Origin of the sequence: Micrococcus sp. KRD077, from assembly GCF_017168505.1 — a bacterium.
Lineage (GTDB): Bacteria > Actinomycetota > Actinomycetes > Actinomycetales > Micrococcaceae > Micrococcus > Micrococcus luteus.
The window spans coordinates 69,784-93,337 of the sequence record NZ_JABFAZ010000009.1; the positions used below are offsets into that span (position 1 = coordinate 69,784).

The following is a 23,554-nucleotide window of genomic DNA, read 5'->3' on the forward strand; positions in this document are numbered from 1 at the left end:
CGACTCTACCAGCGAGGCCCGCCCCACGGCGCGGATGACGCGGTGCGGGACGGGCCTCGTGACGGAGCTCTCGGCGGCTCAGGCGAGCAGTGTCGACTTGACCTGCTGCAGGCGGCCGAGCAGACCGTTGACGAACTCGGGCGAGTCGTCCGTGGACAGCTGGGCGGCCAGGGCGACGGCCTCGGAGATGGCGACGGCGTCCGGCACGTCGTCCTGGAACAGCAGCTCCCAGGCCCCCACGCGCAGGATCGCCCGGTCGACGGCGGGCATGCGGTCCAGGGACCAGCCGCGGGAGTAGGAGCTCAGGGCCTCGTCGAGCCGCTCCTGGTCCGCGATGACGCCTTCCACGAGCCGCTGGGTGTAGGCGTTCACCTGCAGGTCGGTGCTCTCGCGTCGGGTGCGGATGCCCTCCAGCGCGGTGGAGCCGCGCTGCTCGGCCTCGAACAGGATCTCCACCGCACGCTGCCGGGAGCGGCTGCGCGCCGTGGTCCCCCGCTTGGCAGCGGAGCCGGCGGAGGCCCGCTCAGTCATTGACGCGGCCGAGGTAGTCGCCGGTGCGGGTGTCGACCTTGACGCGGGTGCCCTGCTCCACGAAGAGCGGCACCTGGATCTCGGCGCCGGTCTCCACGGTGGCGGGCTTGGTGCCGGCGGACGAGCGGTCCCCCTGCAGGCCCGGCTCGGTGTAGGTGATCTCCAGGACCACGGACGCCGGCATCTCGAGGTACAGCGGCGTGCCCTCGTGCAGGGCGATGACGACCTGGGTGTTCTCGAGCATGTACTTCGCGGCGTCGCCGACCACGGCCCCGGGCACGGTGATCTGGTCGTAGTCCTTGACGTCCATGAACACGTAGTCCGCGCCGTCCTGGTAGAGGTACTGGTAGTCGGAGCGGTCGACGGTGGCGAACTCGACCTTGGCGCCGGCGTTGAAGGTCTTGTCCACGACCTTGCCCGTGGTGATGTTCTTCATCTTGGTGCGGACGAACGCGCCGCCCTTGCCCGGCTTGACGTGCTGGAACTCGGTGACGTTCCAGAGCTGGCCCTCCAGCTTCAGGACGGCGCCGTTCTTGATGTCGTTGCTCGTTGCCACGTGTGTGCTCCCGATCGGTCTCGCGGACCGTCACGGGTCCGCCTGGAGTGGGTGGGGTCTTGGATGTGCGCGGGCCAGTCTACGGGAGGCCCCGCGCGGGGCCGGGGTCAGCGGCGGCTCACTCCGCGATCTCCTGGTACGCCGCGAAGAGCAGGGACGCGTCCGGGATGTCCACGGTGGTGGGCTGCGCGAGCCCGTCCAGCAGGACGAAGCGCAGCTGGTCGCCGCGGTTCTTCTTGTCCCGGCGGATGCCCTCGAGCAGGGTCTGCCACCGGTCCCCGCGGTAGGAGACGGGCAGGCCCAGGGCCGTCAGCACCGACCAGTGCCGGTCCGCGGTGGCGTCGTCGAGCCGGCCGAGGGAGCGGGCCAGCTCGGCAGCGAAGACCAGCCCCACGGACACCGCGGCGCCGTGGCGCCACTGGTAGCGCTCGGCGAGCTCGATCGCGTGGCCCATCGTGTGGCCGTAGTTCAGCGCCTCGCGGGCCCCCGACTCGCGGGGGTCGCGGGAGACGACGTCCGCCTTCACCCGGATCGAGCGCTCGATCAGCTCGCGCAGCCGCGCGGAGTGCGGGTTCTGGGCCTGGGCCGGGTCCTCCTCGATGAGGTCGAGGATCGCGGGGTCGGCGATGAAGCCGCACTTCACGACCTCGGCCAGGCCGGAGATCAGCTCGTTGGCCGGCAGGGTGAGCAGCGTGTCCAGGTCGGCCAGCACGCCGGCCGGATTGTGGAACGCCCCCACCAGGTTCTTGCCCTCGGCGGTGTTGATGCCGGTCTTGCCGCCCACCGCCGCGTCCACCATGCCCAGCAGGGTGGTGGGCATGTGCACGACGCGGATGCCGCGCAGCCACGTGGCCGCCACGAAGCCGGCCAGGTCGGACACGGCGCCGCCGCCCACGGAGACGATCGCGTCCGACCGGGTGAAGTCGTTCTGGCCGAGCACCTGCCAGCAGAACCCGGCCACCTGCAGGTGCTTGCCCTCCTCGGCGTCCGGGATCTCGGCGGTCAGTGCGGTCAGGCCCACGGCCTCGAGGTCGTTCTTGACGACGTCGCCGGTGGCCCGGAGGGCGCGCGGATGGATGACCAGCACGCGTCGGACGGTCGGGCCGAGCATGTCCGGCAGGCGCGCGAGCAGGCCCCGGCCCACCACCACGTCGTAGCCGCCGTGCACGGCCGCCTCGTGGCCGCCGGCCACGGGGATGACCGTCACGTCCTCGGGTGCGGCCGGAGCGGCCGCGGGCGCCGCCCCCGGGGTCTCCTGCTCGGTGATGTCCGGCTCACGGTCGGTCATGGGTGTGACTCACTCCTTCGGGGGCGGTGGGCGTCCCCCACGATACGCCAGGCCGCCTCGGCGGCCGTCAGGCCTGTGGTGTCGAGCACGAGGTCGGCGACCTCGCGGTACAGCCCCTCGCGTTCGGCGAGGATGCGCCGCCAGGTCCCGGCGGGGTCTCCGGCCAGGACGGGGCGGCCCGCGCCGCCGCCCACGCGGCGCAGCGCCTCCTCCTCTCCGACCGCGAGGTAGACGACGTCGGAGTCCGGCCCGGCCAGCGCGCGGCGGGTGCCCGGATGCAGGACGGCGCCGCCGCCGCACGAGAGGACGCACGGGGCGGGTCGGCCGAGCACATGGCCGATGACGCGCGCCTCCTCCGCCCGGAACGCGGCCTCGCCGTGCTCGGCGAAGAACTCCGGGATCGGGCCGTGCACCTGGATGAACAGCTCGTCGGAGTCCACGAAGGGCAGCCCGGTCACGGCGGCCAGGGCCCGGCCGACCGTCGTCTTCCCGGCCCCCATCGGGCCGACGAGGACGACCCGGCGGGCCGGGCGCGCGGCCGGGTCCTCGTCGGCCGCGGCGGCCACCGTGGCCGCGGCCGTCAGGCGCGCCTCGAGGGCACCGGTCATGCCCTCCCACGGGCACACAGTGACGGGCCCGGGGACGGGACGCGTGCTCGGGTCCGGTCCCGGGGCCGGCGCGGTCCCGGGGGTGTCGGTCACGGCAGGGGGTCGCCCATCGGGCCGTCCGCCACGACGTCGGCGCCCGGCTCCGGCAAGGCGGGGACCGCGGCCTGGAACGCCTCGAGGTTGCGGCGCGTCTCGGCCACGGAGTCGCCGCCGAACTTCTCGAGCATCGCGTCGGCCAGGACGAGGGCGACCATGGCCTCGGCGACGATGCCCGCGGCGGGCACGGCCGCCACGTCGGAGCGCTGATGGTGGGCCGTGGTCTCCGCGCCCGTGGCGACGTCGACCGTGGGCAGTGCGCGCGGCACCGTGGCGATCGGCTTCATCGCGGCGCTCACGCGCAGCAGCTCGCCCGTCGACATGCCGGCCTCGATGCCGCCGGCCCGGTCGCTCGTGCGCCGGGGGCGGCCGTCCGCGCCGCGGGCGATCCCGTCGTGGGCGGCGGAGCCGCGTCGGGCGGCCGTGGCGAACCCGTCGCCGACCTGCACGCCCTTGATCGCCTGGATGCCCATGAGCGCCCCCGCCAGCCGCGCGTCGAGGCGGCGGTCCCAGTGCACGTGGGAGCCCAGGCCGATCGGCACGCCGTACGCCAGCACCTCCACGACGCCGCCGAGGGTCTCCCCGGCGCGGTGGGCGTCGTCGACCTCGGCGACCATCGCCGCGGAGGTCTGCGGGTCGAGGCAGCGGACCGGGTCGGCGTCGAGGCGGGCCTCGTCCTCGGGGACGGGGAACGGGTGGCCCTCCGGCAGGGCGGCCTCCCCGAAGGCCACGGTGTGGGAGACGATCCGCACGCCGAGCTCGCCGAGGAAGGCGCGGGCGACGGTGCCCAGGGCCACACGGGCGGCGGTCTCACGGGCCGAGGCGCGCTCGAGGAGGGGGCGGGCCTCGTCGAAGCCGTACTTCTGCATGCCGGTCAGGTCGGCGTGGCCGGGCCGTGGGCGGGTGAGCGCCGCGTTGCGGGCCAGACCGTCGAGCTCCTCCGCGGGGACGGGATCGGCGGCCATCACCTTCTCCCACTTGGGCCATTCCGTGTTGCCCACCTGGATCGCCACGGGCGAGCCGAGGGTGCGGCCGTGGCGGACGCCGCCGAGGATCGTCACCGCGTCCTGCTCGAACTTCATGCGCGCGCCGCGCCCGTACCCCAGGCGGCGGCGCGCGAGCGCGTCCTGCACGTCCTGCGTCGTGACCGGGATCCCGGCCGGCAGTCCCTCAACGATTCCTGTGAGCGCGGGGCCGTGAGACTCCCCCGCTGTCAACCAGCGCACCATGGCGTGCAGTCTCTCACGCACGGGGCACCGCGCCGCCACGTGTGACCGGACGGGACGCGCCGGGTGCGGCGTCCGGCACTCAGCCGGCGGCCGGCCCCAGGGCGTCCGCCGCGGCGCGCGTCACCGCCGCCCAGTCCGGCTCGGGCATCCCGGCCGCGGCGCGGGGCCGGGCCGTGAACAGCCGGACCTGCTGGATGCCCTGGTGCAGCAGCATGGACAGCCCGGACGCCACCGGACCGACCTCCCGGGACCAGGCGGACGCCAGCACGGAAGGCCACGGGTCGTAGGCCGCGTCCAGCAGGGGCGGCAGGGCGGCGTCGGCCGGCACGTGTGCGGCCAGGGCGTCCGCGGCGCGCGGCGGCAGGGTGGCGACGACGGCACGCAGCCCCGGCGCCCGCCGGAGCAGATCCGCCTGGGTCAGGGTCGCCCAGCGCAGCCCGAGCGCGTCGGCCAGGGCCGTCACCTCGGCGGCGCGGGCGGCGTCGCGGACGCCGAAGAGCACCGCGTCCGCGCCGAGCGTGGCGGCGGCGAGGACGGCCGCCGTCGCGGTCCCCCCGTTCCCGAGGACGCCGAGGGTCCCGCCCCGGGCGGCACGGTCGAGGCCGGCCGCGGCGAGGGCGCCGAGGATGCCGTCCACGTCCGTGTTCTCGGCGTGGACGACCCCGGGCGCGGAGGGGTGGTCGCGCACGAGGGTGTTCGCGCTGCCCAGGAGCCGGACACGGTCGCTGACGTGCCCGGCGGCGGCGACGACCGCCCGCTTCAGCGGCATGGTGACGGAGCAGCCGAGCCAGTCCTGCCCGCGGGCCGCGGCCGCGCCGCCGTCGGCCGCGCCCGGGGCGCCGAGGTGCTCGGCCGCGAAGGCGAGCACCTCGTCCTCGCCCAGGTCACGGCGGCCGTAGTCGACGTCGAGGCCCAGGACCCGGTAGGCGGCCGTGTGCAGCACCGGGGAGAGCGAGTGGGCGATCGGCCGGCCCAGGACCGCCGCGCGCAGCACGGGGCGCATCAGCACACCCCCGGATTGGAGGCGCAGTAGCGCTGCAGGGTGCGCACGTGCTGCTGGTGCTCCTCATAGGTGCGGGAGAACTCGGTGTGGCCGGTGCCGATGTCCGTGGTCACCCAGTAGTAGGCGTCCGTCTCGGCCGGGTCGAGGGCGGCCTCGACGGCCGCGTCGGAGGGCATGCCGATCGGACCCGGTGGCAGGCCCGGGTGCACGTACGTGTTGTAGGGGTTCGAGGCGTCCTGGCGCTGGCCCGAGGTGAAGCTGAGGCTGCGCACGCCGAGGCCGTACGTGACGGTGGCGTCGATCTGCAGGAGGCCGTGCGTCTCGGTGTTGTCCGGGGCGAGGCGGTTCTCGATGGCGCCGGCGACCTGCCGGTAGTCCTGGGGCAGGGCCTCCGCCTCGAGGATGGAGGCGATCGTGAGCACGCGCTGCTGGTCGGCCGGGTCGCGGATGTCGAGGGCGTCGAGCTCGGCGAGGGTGGGCCGGATCAGGGCGTCGAGCACCTGCTCGGCGGTGGCGTCGACGGGGAGGCGGTACTCCCCCGCGTCGAGCCAGCCCTCGAGCGTGCCCGCCTCCCCGGGGACGCCGTAGCGGGTCGGGTCCTGGGCGGCGGCCTCGAGCTCCTCGCGGGGCAGCCCCGTGGCCTCGGCGACGGCGTCCAGCACCTCGGTGAGCCGCCGGCCGCGCTCCACGAGCACGTAGTGCACGGCCCCGTCCGTGGCGCCCTGGAGCACCGCGAGGGCCTCGGCCGCGGGCATCCGCTCGCGCAGCACGAAGTCCCCCGACCGCACGAGACCGCTGTCCGTGTCCCGGGCAGCGCGCTCGAACGCACGGGCGGAGGCCACGATGCCGGCCCGGTCCAGGCGGGCCGCCACGGAGCCCAGGTCCTCGCCCGGCCCCACCGAGAACGTCACCTCGTCACCCTCGACGGCCGTGTGGTCGGGGCCGCTCAGGAAGCCGCGCACGATCAGCCCGACCACGACGGCGAACGCCACGAGCACCGTGCCCAGCACCAGCGCGGTCCGCCGCCGGTCGGCGCCGCGGTCGACCCGCGGGGCCGGGTGAGACCCGGAGCCCCGGCGACGCAGGAACCTGCGAGGCCGGCGTGGGCCGGCCGCGTCGACCGGCTGGGACGGGGCGCCGAGATCGGCCTCGTCCGCCTCGCCGTGGGCGAAGCCGAACACGTCGAGGTCGTCGTGGACGTCGGCCTCGTCGCCGAGCAGATCGTCCCACTGGTCCTCACGCCGAGCGTGCTGGCGGTCGCCGGTCACCGGATCCGCTCCCGGTCCTGGCCGGCCCAGCGTCCGGTGCGGCGCTGCTCGTCCACGGCGGCCTGCAGGATCGCGACGGCGGCCGCCTGGTCGATCACGCCGCGGCTGTCCTTGACGGACCGGCCCGCGGCCCGCAGTCCGGCCTGCGCGGAGACCGTGCTGAGCCGCTCGTCGACGAGCCGGACCGGCACAGGCTGGCCCGCCTCGACCAGGGCGGCGGCGACGGCGTCCGCGTAGTCGAGGGCGTCCTGCGTGGACGGCGTGTGCTCGCCCCGCAGATTCACCGGCAGACCGACGTACACGGCGACGACGTCGAGCTCGCGTGCGTGGGCGACGAGCTCGTCCACGTCACGACGTCGACGCGCATCCCGCCGCAGGGTGGCCACGGGGGTGGCGATCAGGCCGTCGGGGTCGGCCGACGCGACGCCCACGCGGGCACGGCCGACGTCGACGCCGAGGGTGCGCCCCCGGCGCACGGCGTCGCTCGCCACGGCGGCCCCGTCCTGACCTGCGCTCACGTCCGCCTCAGGCCGCGCGCACCGCGGCGACGACGGCCTCGAGCGCGTCCTCGACGCGCGTGACGTCCTGGCCGCCGCCCTGGGCGACGTCGTCCTTGCCTCCGCCCCCGCCGCCGAGCACGCCGGTGGCGGTCTTGACCATGGCGCCCGCCTTGAGGCCGGCCGCGCGGGCGGCCTCGTTGGTCGCCACGACCACGAGGGGCCGGCCCTTGGCCTCGGCCGTGAGGGCCACGAGCACAGGCGTGCCCGCCGCGTTGCCGCCGGCCGACTCGATCCGGGCGCGCAGGTCCAGCACGAGGGAACGCAGCTGGTCCCCGGCCACGTCGCCGACGTGGTGCGCCAGCACCCGCACCGACGTCCCGGCGGACGTCGTGACGTCCTGGGCCTGCCCGGCGAGCTGGCCGGCCTGGGCCTGCAGCGCCTGGGCCCGCAGCTCCGCGACCTGCTTCTCGGCCGCCTTGAGCCGGTCCAGGGTGGCGCCGATGCGGTCCTTGAGCTCCTCGGCCGGGGCCTTGAACATCTCCGAGAGCTCGGAGACGAGGGTGCGCTCCGCGGCGAGGTGGCGGAACGAGTCCAGGCCGACGAGCGCCTCGACGCGGCGGTTGCCCGAGCCCACGGACTGCTCGCCGAGCAGGGTCAGCGAGCCGATCTGCGCGGTGCGGCCCACGTGGGTGCCGCCGCACAGCTCGCGGGACCAGGCACCGTCGATCTCCACGACGCGCACCCGGTCGCCGTACTTCTCGCCGAACAGGCTCATCGCACCAAGTGCGCGCGCCTCCTCGAGGCTCATCTCCTGGGTGAGCACGGCGTGGTCGTCGCGGATGGCGATGTTCACCACGTCCTCGACCTCGGAGCGGGCCCCGGCCGAGAGCGCCTCGGCCCAGCGGAAGTCGAAGCGCAGGTAGCCCTCCTTGTTGAAGGAGCCGGACTGCGTGGCCTCGGGGCCGAGGACCTGGTGCAGCGCGGCGTGCACCAGGTGGGTGCCGGAGTGGGCCTTCTCGCCGTCGAGGCGGCGCTGCAGGTCGATCGCGCCGAGGGCCTGCGCGCCGGCGGCGACCTCCCCGTCGAGGACCTTGACCCGGTGCACGGACAGCCCCTTCACGGGGGCCTGCACGTCGAGCACCTCGAGGCGGAAGCCGTCGCCGGTGATCAGGCCGGTGTCCGCGGCCTGGCCGCCGGACTCCGCGTAGAACGGCGTGGCGTCCAGGACGAGCTCGAGCTCCGTGCCGGCGCCCGCGGACGCGACCTCCTCGCCGTTCTGCAGCAGGCCGCGCACCACGGACTCGGTGGTGTGCTCGGTGTAGCCGGTGAAGTGGGTCTGGCCCTCGGCGCGCAGGCGCTGGTACACGGCCGTGTCCGTGTGACCGGACTTCTTGGCCTTGGCGTCCGCGCGGGCGCGGTCGCGCTGCTCGGCCATGAGGGCGCGGAACCCGGCCTCGTCCACGGCGACGCCGGCCTCCTCCGCGATCTCGAGCGTCAGCTCGATCGGGAAGCCGTAGGTGTCGTGCAGCTCGAACGCGTCCGGGCCCGCGATGCCGCCGCCCGCCGAGCGGGCCTGGCCCACCGCGGCGTCGAGGCGGGCCGTGCCCGCGGCGATGGTCCGCAGGAACGCCTTCTCCTCGGCGTAGGCGATCCGGGAGATGCGCTCGAACTCGTCCGCGACCACCGGGTAGGTGCCCTTCATCGCGTCCCGGGAGACCGGCAGCAGCTCGGGGAACACGGGCTCGGTGACGCCCATCAGGCGCAGGGCGCGGACGACGCGGCGGATGAGGCGGCGCAGCACGTAGCCGCGGCCCTCGTTGCCGGGACGCACGCCGTCGCTGATCAGCATCAGGGCCGAGCGCACGTGGTCGGCCACCATGCGCAGGCGGACGTCGTCGTCGTAGTGCGGGTCGGCCGGGTCCTCGGTGGAGGTGTAGGAGCGGCCGGCCAGCTGCGCGGCGCGGTCGAGCACGGGGCGGACCTGGTCCGTCTCGTACATGTTCTCCACACCCTGGAGGATCATGGCGAGCCGCTCGAGGCCGAGACCGGTGTCGATGTTCTTGTGCTCGAGCTCGCCGGCGATGTCGAAGTCGTCCTTCGAGCGCACCGCGGAGAGGCGGTACTGCATGAACACGAGGTTCCAGATCTCGATGTAGCGGGTGTCGTCCGCGGCCGGGCCGCCGTCGACGCCGTACGCGGGGCCGCGGTCGTAGAAGATCTCCGAGCAGGGGCCGCCCGGGCCGGGCTGGCCGGTGTTCCAGTAGTTGTCGTCCTTGCCCATGCGCTGGATGCGCTCGGGACGGACGCCCACGTCCTCGCGCCAGATGCGCTCGGCCTCGTCGTCCTCGCGGTACACGGTGACCCAGAGGCGCTCGGGGTCCAGGCCGAAGCCGCCGTCCTCGACCGAGGACGTCAGCAGCTCCCAGGCCATCGGGATGGCCGTCTCCTTGAAGTAGTCGCCGAAGGAGAAGTTGCCGCACATCTGGAAGAAGGTGCCGTGGCGGACGGTCTTGCCGACCTCCTCGATGTCCGCGGTGCGGATGCACTTCTGCACCGAGACGACGCGCGGGCTCGGCGGGGTCTGCTCCCCCAGGAAGTACGGGATGAACGGGACCATGCCGGCCACCGTGAACAGCAGCGACGGATCCGGCGAGACGAGCGACGCCGACGGCACCACGCGGTGCCCCCTGGACTCAAAGAAGGCGGTCCAGCGGCGGGCGATCTCCTGGGACTTCATGCGGGGGTGTCCTTCTGCGTGGTGGTGGTCTGGGGGCGGGCGGCGCCGTGCGACGGCGGCTCCACGGTCTCCCCGGAGATGATCGGCCCCGTGTGGGGCAGGTAGGGCGCGGCCCAGGGGGCCTCGGCGCGGACGCGCTCGGCCAGGCGCCGGGCACCGTCCTGCAGGGCGGCCGCCGCGGCGTCGGCGGCGGCCTCACCGGCCTGGCGGGCCAGACGCTCCGGGTCCAGGCGGGCGGAGAACCCCGCGCGCCCCCCCGCGGAGCCAGGGTCAGACGTCGGCGCGTCGGTCGCGTCGGTGGCCGGGTGGGCACGGTCGCCGAGGGCGCGGTGTGCGAACCAGCCGGATGCGGCGCCGGCGCCGACGAGCAGCAGCGAGCGGAGCATGGCGGGGGCCTCCTTCGGACGGCAGGGATTCCGGCCCCACCTTACCGGGCGCGGCGCCGATCCCCGGCGGCGGGCCCGGGGGACGCCGCAGGCCCGGTCACCTCCGAGAGGTGACCGGGCCTGCGGGACGCGCGGGGCGCCGTCGTCCGGGACGGACCCGGCCGCGGCGGATCAGCGCGCGTAGTACTCGACCACGAGCTGCTCCTCGCAGGTCACGGGGACCTCGGAGCGCTTCGGGCGACGGGTGAGGGTGGCGCGCAGCTTGTCGATCTCCACGGTCAGGTAGCCCGGGGTGGCGGGCAGGACCTGCTGGTGGGCGCCGGCGGCGGCCAGCTGGAAGGGGACCATCTTCTCCGAGCGCTCGTGCACGTGGATCATCTGGCCCTCCTTCACGCGGAACGAGGGGACGTCCACGCGCTTGCCGTCCACCATGATGTGGCGGTGCACGACGAGCTGACGGGCCTGCTGGATGGTGCGGGCGAAGCCGGCACGCAGCACGAGGGCGTCGAGGCGCTGCTCGAGGAGCTCGACCAGGTTCTCACCGGTCAGGCCGGCGGTGCGCTTGGCCTCCTCGAAGTAGCGGCGCATCTGGGCCTCGCGGATGTTGTACTGGGCGCGCAGACGCTGCTTCTCCTTGAGGCGCACCGCGTAGTCCGAGTCCTGCTTGCGGCGGGCACGGCCGTGCTGGCCGGGGCCGTACGGACGACGCTCCATGTACTTCTCGGCCTTGGGGGTCAGCGCGATGCCCAGGGCGCGGGAGTGCCGCACGGTGCGGCGGGTGCGAAGGTTGCCACTCATGGTGGACCTGCCTTTCCTTGACGTGCGGCACGGTTCGGGTTTGTCTCGAGGTCTCGTCCGGGCGCCGGGGCGCACGGGTCAAGGGGCCTCGAACCTGGCCTCCCCGCGATCCTGAGGAGAGCTGAGGGGCGTGCCGCCGCCCGTCATCCACTGATGCGCTGCGCGTCCCTCGCCCGGGCACGCGGGCGTCCGCGGGGATCCGAGCGAGGGGGATGCGTCCGGGGCGCAGCGCCTGCCAGACCGGTCCACCTTACCAGAGCGACGACGACGGGGCGGGCCGGGGCTCAGGCGCGCGGCGTGGCCGCGGTGCCGGGGTCCGCGCCGAGGAGCTGACCGGCCTGGTCCAGGTGGGAGGCCTCGACCAGCACGTCGTACGACTCGGCCTCCATGGTCTGCAGGGACGTGAAGTCGCGCCTGCCGCCGGTGGCCGCGTGGCCGATCGCCCCGAAGACCGCCCCCCACAGGGCGCCCAGGCCCAGGGAGATCAGCAGGATCCAGAGGAACCCGAAGCCGGGGGCGAAGATCGAGAAGAGCAGGCCGAGCAGGAGGCCGAACCACAGGCCCTGCAGCCCGCCGCGGACGGCGGCCTTGCCGGTGGTCATCCGGCCCAGGACCTGCTCCACGGAGCGCAGCCCGGTGCCCACGATGCGCACGCGCTCCACGGGGAACCCGGCGTCGGAGAGCTGGTCCACGAGGGCCTGGGCCTCGGCGTAGGCCGGGACGGAGCGCAGGATGCGGTAGTCGGCCTGCGGGAGGGCGGGGCCGCCGGCGCCGGGGCGGCCGTACGGGGCCGGCTGCTGCGCGGCGGTGTGCTGGGGGGTGGACTGCTGCGGAGTGGACTGGGTCATGGGGGCGGCTCCTTCTGTTCCTTCTGTGCGTCGGTGGTGCATGGGGGCGCGAGCGGGCGAGGAGTCGGCGGGCCGACGTCGACCGCCCCGCTCATCCCTGGACAACCGGTGATCCGGGCGTCTTTATTCCGCGCGGCCGCCCGAGGCCTCCGCCCTCGGGCCCGGCGCGCGCTCAGTCGCCGCGGATGATCCGGCGCAGCGCGGCCACCTGCTCGGTGAGCCGCTTCTCGTGTCCGATGGGCTTGGGCCGGTAATAGTCCCTCCCGACCAGGGGGTCCGGCGCGTACTGCTGACGGGCGACGGCGTGCGGCTCGTCGTGGCTGTAGACGTAGCCCTGGCCGTGGCCGAGGGCCGCCGCGCCGGGGTAGTGCGCGTCCCGCAGGTGCGCCGGCACCGCGCCCGTGTGGCCGGCCCGCACGTCCGCGATCGCCTCGTTCACGGCGGTGTAGCTCGCGTTGGACTTCGGCGCGGTGGCCAGATGCGTCACGGCCTGCGCCAGGATGATGCGTCCCTCCGGCATGCCGATCAGCTGCACGGCCTGGGCGGCGGCCACGGCGGTCTGCAGCGCGGTCGGGTCGGCCATGCCCACGTCCTCGGACGCGGAGATGATCAGCCGCCGGGCGATGAACCGGGGGTCCTCCCCCGCCTCCAGCATCCGGGCGAGGTAGTGCATCGACGCGTCCACGTCCGAGCCGCGGATGGACTTGATGAAGGCACTGATCACGTCGTAGTGCTGGTCGCCGTCCTTGTCGTAGCGCTGGACGTGGTGGTCCATCGCCTGCGCGGCGTCCTCCTCCGTGACCGCGACGGCGCCCTCCCCCGCCCGGCCGGCCTCGCGCGCCTTGTCCAGGGCGACGCCGGCCGCGGCCTCCAGCACCGTGAGCGCCCGCCTCGCGTCGCCGCCGGCCATCCGCACCAGGTAGTCCCGCGCGTCGTCCTGGAGCACCACGGCGCCGTTGAGCCCGCGCTCCTGGGTCACGGCACGGTCCAGCAGCCCGACGATGTCGTCGTCCGTGAGGGGACGCAGCGTGAGCAGCAGCGACCGGGAGAGCAGGGGTGCGATCACGGAGAAGGACGGGTTCTCCGTGGTCGCGGCCACCAGCACGACCCAGCGGTTCTCGACGCCCGGCAGCAGCGCGTCCTGCTGCGCCTTGGAGAAGCGGTGGATCTCATCGAGGAACAGGACGGTGGTGCGCCCGTAGAGGTCCCGTTCGCGCTGGGCCTGCTCCATCACCTGCCGCACGTCCTTCACACCGGCCGTGATCGCGGACAGCTCCGTGAACGTGCGCCCGGGGGCGCGGGCGATCACGTGGGCCAGCGTCGTCTTGCCGATGCCCGGAGGCCCGTAGAGGATGACCGAGCTCGGTCCCGCGGCGGAGTCCGGATCGGGCTCGGCGAGCTTGCGCAGCGGGGAGCCCGGCCGCATGAGGTGCCGCTGGCCCAGCACGTCATCCAGCGTGCGCGGGCGCATGCGCACGGCCAGCGGTGCGCCGGGGTGCGGGGCGGCCACGGTGCCGGCCGGGCCGTCGTCGTCGGCCCCGGTGTGCGCGGCGCTGAAGAGGTCGTCCATCGGGTCCAGGGTAGTCCTCGGCCCGCGGGCGCGTGGGTGGCATCCTGGCCGCATGAGCCCCGCCGCCCCGCGCGCCGACCACACCCATGTCCTGCTGCTGCGCGGGATCAACGTGGGCCGGAGCAACCGTGTCGGGAAGGACACGCTGATCCGCTGGGCCCGGGCCGCCGGCGGGGAGGCGGTCACGACCCACCTGGCCAGCGGCAACGTCCTGTTCCGGGCGTCCTCCGACGCGGCCGCCGAGGGCGTGCGGCAGGGGTTCGCGCGGCGGGCGCGTGAGGAGGGCGGCCTCGACGTCCCCGTGGTCCTCGTGGACGTGGGCACGCTCCGGCGCGCCCTGGAGCTGCACGACGCGCTCCCCTGGGCCGGCGGCGAGCCGAAACGCACCCAGCTCACCGTGCTCGAGGACGACCCCGCACCCGAGGCGGCCGCCGCCCTGGCCGCGCTCGACCACGGGGATGGCCGACCCGCGGGGCCGGATCGCACGGCCCTGGAGGGACGGCTGCTGTGGATGCGCTGCGCCGCGGGGGTCGCCGACTCCCCGCTCACCCCGGCTCGCCTCGACCGGGCGCTCGGGGTGCGCGGCACGGCCCGGAACCTCACGACGGTGCGGGTGCTCGCGGGGCTGCCGAGCGAGGACTGACCTCGGCGGACGGCACGCGGGGCGTCCGGGGCGTCGACACCCGCGGGACACCGCGCGCTGGCCGGGACGTCACGGTCCGTTCACATCCGTGCGATGGGGTGACCCCGTCCTCCGCCTCCCTGCCCTGACTGGAGCATCCATGCCTCGCCTCGCACGCCTCGCCACGGCCGTCACCGCCGCGGCCCTGTCCACGGCCTTCCTCGCCCCGGCCTCCCTCAGCGCGCCCGCCCCGCACTCGGCCACGGCCCAGCGCGCCGCCATCGCCGCCAACCCGTCCGGCAAGAGCATCGAGCTCACCCGCGCCGGCACCCACGAGACCGGCGTGTTCGGCGAGTCCGCCGCCGAGATCCCGGCCTTCGACGCGGTCTCCGGCCGCCTGTTCGTGGTGAACGCGCAGCGCGGCGCCGTCGACGTCATGCGCCTGGGCGCCGACGCCGCCCCCGTGGCCGAGCGGACCCTCTCCGCCGAGGGCCTGCGCACCGCGGACGGCTCCGTCACGGACAAGGGCGCCACGGTGAACTCCGTGGCCGTCTCCGGCGGCGTGATGGCCGTCGCCGTGGAGGCCGCCGAGAAGACCGACCACGGCTGGGTCGTGTTCTTCGACACCACCACCCTGCGCTACCTCGGCGGCGTGCGGGTGGGCGCCCTGCCGGACTCGCTGGCCTTCTCCCCGAACGGGGCGTACGTGGTGGTCGCCAACGAGGGCGAACCGGCCGACGACTTCTCCGTCGACCCGGAGGGCACGATCTCCGTGGTCTCCGTGCCGAAGAACGCCCAGCAGTTCTCCCGCCTGACCCAAGACGCGGTGCGCACCGTGGACTTCCGCGCCTACGACGCCGGCACCGCCCTGCCCGCCGGCGTGCGCGTCTCCGGCCCCGATGTGGCCGTGCCCGCCGGTCACGAGCCCGCCGGTCGGGTGGCCCGCAACCTCGAGCCGGAGTACGTCACCATCGACCCGCCCGGACGCACCGCCTACGTGTCCGTGCAGGAGGCCAACGCCGTCGCCGTCGTGGACCTGAAGTCCGCCACGCTGGAGGACCTCTGGGCGCTGACGCCCACCGACTGGTCCACCGAGGGCATGCTGGACGCCTCGGACAAGGACGGCGGCATCGAGCTGGGCCACTGGCCGGTCGACGGCCTGCCCATGCCCGACGGCATCGACACGTACCGCTGGCGCGGTCAGAACCTGGTCGTCACCGCCAACGAGGGTGACGGGCGGGAGTGGGGCGACTTCAACGACTCCGAGCGCGTCAGCGACCTGGACCTGTGCGCCGCCGAGTTCCCGGGGGCCAAGGCCCTGCAGAAGAAGGATGCCCTGGGCCGCCTGAAGGTGCTCACCGACCTCGGCTACGACTCTGAGCGCGAGTGCCACTCCTCCCTGACCACACTGGGCGGCCGGTCCTTCTCCATCTACACCGCGGACGGCACCCGCCTGTTCGACTCCGCCGGCATGATCGAAGAGCAGATCGCCCGGCTCGTGGCCGCCGGCGAGCTGCCGGAGCACGCGTTCAACGCGAACAACGACGAGACCCCGTCCGGGGACTCCCGTTCGGATGACAAGGGCCCCGAGCCCGAGTCCGTGGTGGTGGGCACGATCCAGGGCCGCACCTACGCGTTCGTGGGCCTCGAGCGCATCGGCGGCGTGATGGTCTTCGACATCACCGACCCGCGGAACGCCACCTACGTGGACTACGTCAACGACCGTGACTGGGATGCCGCGGGCGACGACGCCGCGGCCGGCCTGGGTGACATGGGCGCCGAGGGCCTGACCTTCGTGCCGGCCGACGAGTCCCCCTCCGGCACCGCCCTGCTGATCGTCGCCAACGAGGTCTCCGGCTCGACCACCGTGTACGAGGTGGATCCGACCCGTCGTCAGTGATCCGCTGACGCGGACCGGTTCCGGGCGCGTTGCAGAATGGCTGCATGAGAGCCGTTCTGCAACGCGCCCGTTCCGCTTCCGTCGTCGTGGATGGCGAGGTGGTCGGCTCCTTCGAGGGCGAGGGGCTGGTGATCCTGCTCGGAGTGTCAGTCACGGACACGGAGGCCGAGGCCGTCCAGGTGGCCCGCAAGGTGGCCGGGCTCCGCATGCTCGACGGCGAGCGGTCCCTCACCGACGCCGGTGCCCCGGCGCTCGTCGTCAGCCAGTTCACGCTGTACGGCGACGTGCGGAAGGGCCGGCGGCCGTCCTGGACGCGCGCGGCGAAGGGCAACCAGGCCGAGCCGCTCTACGAGCGGTTCACGGCCGAGCTCGAGGCCGCCGGCGTGCGCGTGGAGCGCGGGGTGTTCGGCGCGAAGATGGACGTCTCCCTCACCAACTCCGGGCCGTTCACGCTGATCGTGGACTCGGACGAGCTGGCCGGTCCGCGGCGCGGCTGAGGCGGGCCCGCCGCGGACCCGGATCAGGCCTCCGGCTCGGCCTCGGCCTGCTTCGGCTCCGGCTGCGCGTCGACGCCGGCCTCCTTGCGCTGCTGGGCGGTGATGGGCGCCGGTGCGGCCGTCAGCGGGTCGAAGCCGCCGCCGGTCTTCGGGAACGCGATGACCTCGCGGATCGAGTCGGTGCCGGCCAGCAGGGCGACCACGCGGTCCCAGCCGAACGCGATGCCGCCGTGCGGCGGGGCGCCGTACTTGAAGCCCTCGAGCAGGAAGCCGAACTTCTCGTTCGCCTCCTCCGGGGACAAGCCCATGACCTCGAACACGCGCTCCTGCACGTCCCGACGGTGGATGCGGATGGAACCGCCGCCGATCTCGTTGCCGTTGCACACGATGTCGTACGCATACGCCAGGGCCGCGCCCGGGTCGGTGTCGAAGGTGTCCGCGAACTCCGGCTTGGGCGAGGTGAACGCGTGGTGCACGGCGGTCCAGGCGCCCGCACCCACGGCGACGTCGCCCGAGGCCACGGCGTCGGCCGCCGGCTCGAACATCGGCGCGTCCACGACCCACACGAACGCCCAGTCGGCGTCCTTCGCGGCCACGCCGTCACCGGCATCGGTGAACAGCCCGCAGCGACGGCCGATCTCCACGCGGGCCGCACCCAGCAGCGCGCGGGACTCCTTCGGCTTCCCGGCGGCGAAGAACACGCAGTCGCCCGGGTTCGCGCCCACGGCGGCGGCCAGCCCGGCCTTCTCCTCCTCGGAGATGTTCTTGGACACCGGGCCGGTCAGTTCGCCGTCCTCCTGGATGAGCACGTAGGCCAGGCCCTTGGCGCCGCGCTGCTTGGCCCACTCCTGCCACGCGTCGAGGGTGCGGCGGGCCTGGGAGGCGCCGCCCGGCATCACGACGGCGCCCACGTACTCGTTCTGGAACACGCGGAACGGGGTGTCCTTGAAGTATTCGGTCAGGTCCGTCAGCTCGAGGCCGAAGCGCAGGTCCGGCTTGTCCGAGCCGTACTTCTCCATCGCCTCGGCGTAGGTCATGCGGCGGATCGGCGTCGGGACGTCCACACCGACGAGGGCCCACAGGGCCTTGACGATCTTCTCGCCGAGGGCGATCACGTCGTCCTGCTCCACGAAGGAGGCCTCGATGTCCAGCTGGGTGAACTCGGGCTGGCGGTCCGCGCGGAAGTCCTCGTCGCGGTAGCAGCGGGCGATCTGGTAGTACTTCTCGATCCCGCCCACCTGCAGCAGCTGCTTGAACAGCTGCGGTGACTGCGGCAGGGCGTACCAGGAGCCGGGAGCCAGGCGGGCCGGGACGAGGAAGTCGCGGGCGCCCTCCGGCGTCGAGCGCGTGAGTGTCGGGGTCTCGACCTCCACGAAGCCCTCGCCGTGCAGCAGCTCGCGCGCCGTCCGGTTGACCTCGGAGCGCAGGCGCATGATGCGCGAGGGCTGCGGGCGGCGCAGGTCCAGGTAGCGGTGGCGCAGCCGGGCCTCCTCGCCGACCTCCACGTGCTCGTCCACCTGGAACGGCAGCGCGGCGGCGGTGTTGAGCACCGTCACGGTCTCCGCGATCAGCTCGATCTCACCGGAGGGCAGGTTCGGGTTCTCATTGCCCTCGGGGCGGCGCTCGACCGTGCCGGTGACCTGCAGGACCCACTCGTTGCGCAGCGGGTCGAAGTCCGCCTCGTCCCGCACCACGACCTGGGCGAAGCCCGAGGCGTCGCGCAGGTCCACGAAGGCCACGCCGCCGTGGTCTCGCCGCCGCGCCACCCAGCCGGTGACGGTGACGGTCTGGCCGATGAGCGAGGCGTTGAGCTCGCCGAGGGAGTGGGTGCGCAGCACGAGGATCCTCTCCGTCCGGTCGCCGGACGATGTGCGGGGTTCATGTGATGGTCGACGCCGTGTGATACGCCTGCGGGGCGGGCGCGCGCCGTTCCCGTCAGTCTAGTGCCCCGTCCACACTGCCCCAGCCCAGGAGGACCCCGTCATGACCGCCGCCCTGCAGCGCCGCCTGACCCTGCTCCACGCCGTCGCGATCGGCCTCGGCTCGATGATCGGCGCGGGCGTGTTCACCGCGATCGGCCTGGCGGCCGCGCTCACCGGCGGCCACCCCGGCCTGCTGTACGGGGCCCTGGCGGTCGCGGCCGTCGCGGCCCTGTGCAACGCCCTGTCCACGGCGCAGCTGGCCACCGTCCACCCCGAGTCCGGCGGCGCCTACGTCTACGGCCGGCGGCAGCTGCACCCGTGGGCCGGCTTCGTCGCCGGCTGGGGCTTCGTCACGGGCAAGACCGCGTCGGTGGCCGCGATGGCGGCCACCCTCGGCCTGTACCTCTTCCCCGACGACGCCGCCGCGGCCCGGTGGACGGGCGTGGCCGCCGTCGTCGTGCTCACCGGGGTGGCGATGGCGGGCGTGACGCGGACCGCGCAGGCGACGTTGGCGATCCTCGTGCCCGTGCTCGCCGTGCTCGTGTTGGCCATCGGCGCAGGCCTGGCGCGCGAGGCCCCCGGGGGCTCGGCCGCGGCGCTCGGCGTCGACTCCCCCGTGCAGGGCGTGCTCATGGGCGCGGGCGTCCTGTTCTTCGCGTTCGCCGGCTACGCGCGCGTGGCCACCATGGGTGAGGAGGTCATCGACCCCGCACGCACGATCCCGCGCGCCATCCTGATCGCCCTCGCCGTGACCGTGGCGCTGTACTTGCTGCTCGCCACGGCGCTGATCTCGGGCCTCGGGACCTCCGGGCTGGCCCGGTCCCCGGCGCCCGTGCGCGACCTGCTCGAGACCGCCCTGGGCTCCGGCTGGGGCTGGGTGGCGGTGGCCGGCGCCGCCCTCGCCGCGGCCGGGGCCATGCTCAACCTGCTGACGGGCATCTCCCGCACCGCCCTGGCCATGGCCCGCGAGTCCGACCTGCCCCGCCCCCTGGCACGGGTCCATGCGGGGACCGGCACGCCGTGGACGGCTCAGCTGACGTTGGCCGCGGCCGTGATCCTGCTCCTGCTCACCACGGACATCCTCACCGTGGTGGGCTTCAGCTCGTTCGGCGTGCTCGTCTACTACGCGGTGGCGAACCTGTCCGCCCTGACCCTGCGCGGGGACGACGACGGCCGCCGCCCGGCCCGGCCGCGCCCGCTGCGCCCGCTGCGCGTGCCCCGCGCCGTCAACGTCCTGGGCCTGGCCCTGTGCCTGCTGCTCGCCCTCAGCCTGCCGCCGATGTCCGTGGCCGCGATGGCGGGCGTGTTCCTGATCGGGGTGGGCGGGCGCGCGTTCGTGCGGGCCGGGCGCCGGGGCCGGTGACCCGACGCGCAGACACCCACCGCCGCCGCACACCGGGGCCGGCATAGCGGCCGCGTCCGCTCAGTCCTGCGCGCGGGCGACCTGCGGCAGCAGGTCCTCGGCCGGCGGGGTCCAGTCGGCCGGGTCCGCGGCGTGCTGCTCGCCGGAGCGGATGTCCTTCACCTCGTGGACCCGCGCGCCGGCGTCGTCCCGACCCATGAACCAGACGAACGGGATGCCGCGGCGGTCCGCATACTTGATCTGCTTGCCGAACTTCTCCGCGGACACCGCGACCTCCGCGGGGATGCCGCGCTCCCGCAGCAGGGCCGCGACGTCCTGGGCCTCGGACCAGTCCTCGTCCGCCGTCAGCGCCACGTACACCGCGGTCGGCACGGAGCGGGAGGCCACGGCCATCTGCTGGGACAGCATGCGCATCACCAGCCGCGTCACGCCGATGGACAGTCCGACACCGGGGAACACGCGGTTCCCCTTGGACGCGAGCGCGTCGTAGCGGCCGCCCGAGCAGATCGAGCCGAGCTGCTCGTGGCCCACCAGGACGGTCTCGTAGACGGTGCCCGTGTAGTAGTCCAGGCCGCGCGCGATGGACAGGTCCGCCACGGCGCGCCCGGGGGCGCGGCGGTGCAGGGTGGCGACGACGTCGGCCAGCTCGGTCAGCCCCTCCTCGAGCAGCTCGTGGGTCACCCCCAGGGCGCGGACCCGCTCGACGAACGAGGTGTCCGACGTGCGGATGTCCGCCAGGGCCAGCGCCTGCGCAGCCTGCTCGGGGCTCGCGCCGACCTCCTCCTGGAGCAGCCGCGCGACCTCCTCCGGGCCGACCTTCTCCAGCTTGTCGATGCTGCGCAGCACGCCGGCGGTGTCCTCCAGGCCGATGCCCCGGTAGAAGCCCTCGGCGAGCTTGCGGTTGTTCACGCGGATGAGGAAGTCGCCGATCGGCAGGGCGCCGAGCGCCTCGGCCATCACCAGTGCGACGTCGGCGTCGTACCGGGGCGAGAGGGCGCCGTCGCCGACGACGTCGATGTCCGCCTGGGTGAACTCGCGGGCGCGGCCCTCCTGAGGGCGCTCCCCGCGCCAGACCTTCTGCATCTGGTAGCGACGGAAGGGGAAGGCGAGGTGGCCGGCGTTCTCCACGACGTAGCGGGCGAACGGCACGGTGAGGTCGAAGTGCAGGGCCAGGCGCTTGGGGTCCGCCGGGTCCTTGGGATCGCGCAGGCCCGCGGCGACCTCCTCGTCCTCGGCCAGGCGCGAGACCGCGTAGACCTCCTTGTCCACCTCGCCCTTGCGCAGCAGCTGGCCCAGGGTCTCCACGGCACGGGTCTCGATGCCGGCGAACCCGTGCAGCTCGAAGGTCCGCCGCAGCGTGTCGAGCACGTGCTGCTCCACGAGCCGCTCGGCGGGCAGCCACTCGTGGAAACCGGACAGGGAGGCCTTGCGGGACATGGCGATCCTTCGAGACGACGACGGCGGGGACGCGCGACGGTCCCCCGCCGGCGCACCGGCCCATTCTAGGCGCGGGCGCTGCCCGGCCCGGTACGCTGGCCCTGTTCGTGTCCATCCCGACCGGCCGCATCCCTCGACGACTGCGTGCCGGCGCAGTCAGGGAGAGTTCCAGCGGTGACCAATCACATGCAGCCCGACGACCAGCAGTCCCCCGCCACCGAGGCCGCCGAGACGACCGTGCCCGCCGAGGCCCGGCCCGTCCCCGAGGTCGTCCCCGACGCGCCGGCGCACGGTGAGGCCTCCCCGCCCGCCGAGGCGCCCGCCGTGCCGTCCCCGGCCGCGATGAAGAAGGCCAGCCCGGCCGCCGTGCGCCCCGCGACGCCCGCCGCCGCGTCCGCCGCCCCGGCCCCCGTCGTGGCCCCGACCGTGCCACCCACCCCGGTGGAGGAGGCCGCCAGGTTCGCCCGGGTGAGCGAGGACGGCCACGTCACGCTGCTGGACGGGCAGGAGGAGCACGCGGTCGGCCAGGTGCCGGACGCGAGCACCGAGGACGCGCTGGCGTACTTCGTGCGCAAGTACGACGACGTGCGCGCCCAGATGGCCCTGTTCGAGCAGCGCATCGCCGCCGGCGCCCCCTCGGGTGAGCTGGGCCGGGCGCTGGGTCAGATGACGACCGCGGTGAACGAGCGCCACATGGTCGGCGACATGGACGCCCTCCGCACCCGCCTGGCGGCTCTGGAGACCCTCCTGGGTGACTACCGCGCCGCGGAACAGGAGGCCCGGCAGGCCGCCCAGGCCGAGCAGCTGGCCACCCGCGAGGCCATCGTCGCCGAGGCCGAGACCTTCGCCCAGACCCCGGCCGAGCGGATGCCCTGGAAGACCGCGTCCCAGCGCATGACGGAGCTGTTCGAGGAGTGGAAGGCCGCCCAGAAGGCCGGTCCGCGTCTGGCCAAGTCGGTCGAGGACGACCTGTGGAAGCGCTTCCGCGGCGCCCGCACCACGTTCGACAAGACCCGCCGCGCCCACTTCTCCCGGCTGGACGCCGCCTCGGCCGAGGCCAAGCAGGTCAAGGAGCGCCTCATCGCCCGCGCCGAGGAGCTGTCCACCTCCACCGACTGGGGCGTGACCGCCGGCAAGTACCGCGACCTGATGGACGAGTGGAAGCGCGCCCCCCGGGCCTCCCGCAAGGAGGACGACGCCCTCTGGGCCCGCTTCCGCGCCGCCCAGGACGTCTTCTTCGCCGCCCGCAAGGCCGCGAACCAGGAGATCGACCGCGAGTACGGGGCCAACCTGAAGGTGAAGGAGCAGATCCTCGCCGACGGCCAGAAGCTGCTCCCCTTCACGGACGTCAAGGCCGGACGGCGCGCGCTCAACGAGCTGCGCGGGCGGTGGGAGGATGCCGGCCGCGTGCCCCGCGGGGACGTCCGTCGCATGGAGGAGGGCTTCCGCAAGCTCGAGGACGCCCTCAAGCAGGCGGAGAACGAGCACTGGCGCCGCACCGACCCGGAGACCAAGGCCCGCACGAACTCCGCCCTCACGCAGCTCGAGGAGACCATCGCCGGGCTCGAGGCGGATCTCGCCCGGGCCCAGGCCCGGGGCGACCAGCGCGCCGTCAAGAAGGCCCAGGAGGCGCTCGACGCGCGCCTGCAGTGGAAGCAGGCCCTCGAGGCCTCGGCCTCCGAGCTCCGCTGAGCCCCACCCGTCTCGAGCACGCCCCCGCGGCCCGCCTGTCCACAGGCGGCCGCGGGGGCGTCCCCGTCTCTGGCAGGCTCCGGGCATGACGACCGTGACGATCGAGGAGACCGCCCCGACCGGGGCGCTCGTGCTGGCGGGCGACCCCTTCACGGAGCCGGAGCTGCAGGCGCTCGGCGCGCGGGGCGCCGTGCGGCCGCTGCTGCCCGGAGTGTGGGCGCGGCCGGACGCCGCGGAGGATCCCGCGGTCCGGGCCGCTGCCCTGTGGACCTTCGGCGGCCCGCTCCTGGCCGCCGGCTGGACCGCGATCGGCCCGTCGGCGGCCTGGATCCTGGCCGGCGGCGCAGCGCCCGGGCGGCTGTACGCTGCCGTGCCGCACTTCCACCGGCGCCCCGCCGGCGGGGGCCTGCTGCCCTGGACGCTCACGCAGTCGGACGTCGCGGCCGATGCCACGGGCGTCGCCCCCGCCGAGCACGACGTGCTCCGGTTCGGCCCCGTGCGGGTCACGACGCCCGCCCGGACGGTCGAAGACCTGCTGCTCAGCGCCGACCCGGATGCGGCGCGGCGCGCGGCCGCCGTGATCGGCGCCCACGGCGCCGCCGGGCTGCGGGAGCGGCTGGCCCGCCGGACCCGCCGTGCCGGCGTCGTGGCGGCCCGGCGCCGGCTGGGCGCGCTGCTGGCGGCGCTGGACGTCCCCGACTGA

General features: G+C 74.5%; 21 protein-coding genes. 6 read left to right on the forward strand and 15 right to left on the reverse strand.

Annotation, left to right across the window (positions count from 1 at the left end; all coding sequences use genetic code 11):
* Positions 1-78: 78 nt before the first annotated feature.
* From nusB to J1M39_RS02855, 13 genes are all read right to left on the reverse strand, one after another.
* Positions 79-531 carry a transcription antitermination factor NusB gene (nusB, locus tag J1M39_RS02795; protein ID WP_136939977.1) on the reverse strand — a complete coding sequence of 151 codons (453 nt, stop codon included), beginning with the start codon at positions 529-531 and terminating at the stop codon, positions 79-81.
* Positions 524-1,087: an elongation factor P gene (gene efp, locus J1M39_RS02800; protein ID WP_002857030.1), complete on the reverse strand. Its 564-nt coding sequence runs from the start codon at positions 1,085-1,087 to the stop codon at positions 524-526. The genes nusB and efp overlap by 8 nt, the downstream gene beginning before the upstream one ends.
* 118 nt (positions 1,088-1,205) lie before the next feature.
* Positions 1,206-2,375 carry a 3-dehydroquinate synthase gene (gene aroB / locus J1M39_RS02805; RefSeq protein WP_036313703.1) on the reverse strand — a complete coding sequence of 390 codons (1,170 nt, stop codon included), beginning with the start codon at positions 2,373-2,375 and terminating at the stop codon, positions 1,206-1,208.
* The gene (locus tag J1M39_RS02810) at positions 2,372-2,983 is read right to left on the reverse strand and encodes a shikimate kinase (protein ID WP_235187725.1); all 612 of its coding nucleotides are present in this window, start codon (positions 2,981-2,983) and stop codon (positions 2,372-2,374) included. Before J1M39_RS02810 ends, aroB begins: the two co-directional genes overlap by 4 nt.
* An 89-nt stretch (positions 2,984-3,072) precedes the next feature.
* Positions 3,073-4,308: a chorismate synthase gene (gene aroC, locus J1M39_RS02815; protein ID WP_036313697.1), complete on the reverse strand. Its 1,236-nt coding sequence runs from the start codon at positions 4,306-4,308 to the stop codon at positions 3,073-3,075.
* Between the two features lie 79 nt (positions 4,309-4,387).
* The gene (locus J1M39_RS02820) at positions 4,388-5,311 is read right to left on the reverse strand and encodes a shikimate dehydrogenase family protein (RefSeq protein WP_036313793.1); all 924 of its coding nucleotides are present in this window, start codon (positions 5,309-5,311) and stop codon (positions 4,388-4,390) included.
* Positions 5,311-6,579 carry an endolytic transglycosylase MltG gene (locus J1M39_RS02825; RefSeq protein WP_136939976.1) on the reverse strand — a complete coding sequence of 423 codons (1,269 nt, stop codon included), beginning with the start codon at positions 6,577-6,579 and terminating at the stop codon, positions 5,311-5,313. The genes J1M39_RS02820 and J1M39_RS02825 overlap by 1 nt, the downstream gene beginning before the upstream one ends.
* Positions 6,576-7,097 (reverse strand): Holliday junction resolvase RuvX, encoded by a 522-nt coding sequence (gene ruvX / locus J1M39_RS02830; RefSeq protein ID WP_051995205.1) that lies wholly within the window; start codon positions 7,095-7,097, stop codon positions 6,576-6,578. The genes J1M39_RS02825 and ruvX overlap by 4 nt, the downstream gene beginning before the upstream one ends.
* A gap of 7 nt (positions 7,098-7,104) precedes the next feature.
* On the reverse strand, positions 7,105-9,816 hold the full coding sequence (gene alaS / locus J1M39_RS02835) for an alanine--tRNA ligase (RefSeq protein ID WP_036313688.1): 2,712 nt from the start codon (positions 9,814-9,816) through the stop codon (positions 7,105-7,107).
* Positions 9,813-10,202 carry a hypothetical protein gene (locus J1M39_RS02840; protein ID WP_020621562.1) on the reverse strand — a complete coding sequence of 130 codons (390 nt, stop codon included), beginning with the start codon at positions 10,200-10,202 and terminating at the stop codon, positions 9,813-9,815. The genes alaS and J1M39_RS02840 overlap by 4 nt, the downstream gene beginning before the upstream one ends.
* Before the next feature lie 171 nt (positions 10,203-10,373).
* Positions 10,374-11,000, reverse strand: coding sequence for a 30S ribosomal protein S4 (gene rpsD / locus J1M39_RS02845; protein ID WP_036313685.1), 627 nt, complete (start codon positions 10,998-11,000; stop codon positions 10,374-10,376).
* Between the two features lie 284 nt (positions 11,001-11,284).
* Positions 11,285-11,848: a general stress protein gene (locus J1M39_RS02850; RefSeq protein ID WP_020621560.1), complete on the reverse strand. Its 564-nt coding sequence runs from the start codon at positions 11,846-11,848 to the stop codon at positions 11,285-11,287.
* A 172-nt stretch (positions 11,849-12,020) separates the two neighbouring features.
* Positions 12,021-13,418: a replication-associated recombination protein A gene (locus J1M39_RS02855; protein ID WP_020621559.1), complete on the reverse strand. Its 1,398-nt coding sequence runs from the start codon at positions 13,416-13,418 to the stop codon at positions 12,021-12,023.
* A gap of 52 nt (positions 13,419-13,470) precedes the next feature.
* Here J1M39_RS02855 and J1M39_RS02860 point away from each other — a divergent pair, with 52 nt between their 5' ends.
* The 3 genes from J1M39_RS02860 to dtd all read left to right on the forward strand — a co-directional run bounded on the left by J1M39_RS02860 (position 13,471) and on the right by dtd (position 16,437).
* On the forward strand, positions 13,471-14,061 hold the full coding sequence (locus J1M39_RS02860; protein WP_020621558.1) for a DUF1697 domain-containing protein: 591 nt from the start codon (positions 13,471-13,473) through the stop codon (positions 14,059-14,061).
* 139 nt (positions 14,062-14,200) lie between these two features.
* Positions 14,201-15,940 carry a choice-of-anchor I family protein gene (locus J1M39_RS02865; protein ID WP_020621557.1) on the forward strand — a complete coding sequence of 580 codons (1,740 nt, stop codon included), beginning with the start codon at positions 14,201-14,203 and terminating at the stop codon, positions 15,938-15,940.
* A gap of 44 nt (positions 15,941-15,984) precedes the next feature.
* Positions 15,985-16,437, forward strand: coding sequence for a D-aminoacyl-tRNA deacylase (dtd, locus tag J1M39_RS02870; protein WP_036313682.1), 453 nt, complete (start codon positions 15,985-15,987; stop codon positions 16,435-16,437).
* Positions 16,438-16,460: 23 nt separating this feature from the next.
* On the opposite strand, the gene aspS is transcribed toward dtd, so the two are convergent.
* The gene (gene aspS, locus J1M39_RS02875; RefSeq protein WP_136939975.1) at positions 16,461-18,275 is read right to left on the reverse strand and encodes an aspartate--tRNA ligase; all 1,815 of its coding nucleotides are present in this window, start codon (positions 18,273-18,275) and stop codon (positions 16,461-16,463) included.
* A 145-nt stretch (positions 18,276-18,420) separates the two neighbouring features.
* Here aspS and J1M39_RS02880 point away from each other — a divergent pair, with 145 nt between their 5' ends.
* Positions 18,421-19,722 (forward strand): APC family permease, encoded by a 1,302-nt coding sequence (locus J1M39_RS02880; RefSeq protein ID WP_136939974.1) that lies wholly within the window; start codon positions 18,421-18,423, stop codon positions 19,720-19,722.
* 60 nt (positions 19,723-19,782) lie between these two features.
* Here the strand turns inward: J1M39_RS02880 and hisS are convergent, their stop codons facing one another.
* A complete protein-coding gene (gene hisS, locus J1M39_RS02885; RefSeq protein ID WP_036313678.1) occupies positions 19,783-21,159 on the reverse strand; it encodes a histidine--tRNA ligase in 1,377 nt (458 codons plus the stop codon).
* A gap of 174 nt (positions 21,160-21,333) precedes the next feature.
* On the opposite strand from hisS, the gene J1M39_RS02890 reads away from it, so the two are divergent.
* The gene (locus tag J1M39_RS02890) at positions 21,334-22,851 is read left to right on the forward strand and encodes a DUF349 domain-containing protein (RefSeq protein WP_095353340.1); all 1,518 of its coding nucleotides are present in this window, start codon (positions 21,334-21,336) and stop codon (positions 22,849-22,851) included.
* A gap of 85 nt (positions 22,852-22,936) precedes the next feature.
* A complete protein-coding gene (locus J1M39_RS02895; RefSeq protein ID WP_203552714.1) occupies positions 22,937-23,554 on the forward strand; it encodes a hypothetical protein in 618 nt (205 codons plus the stop codon).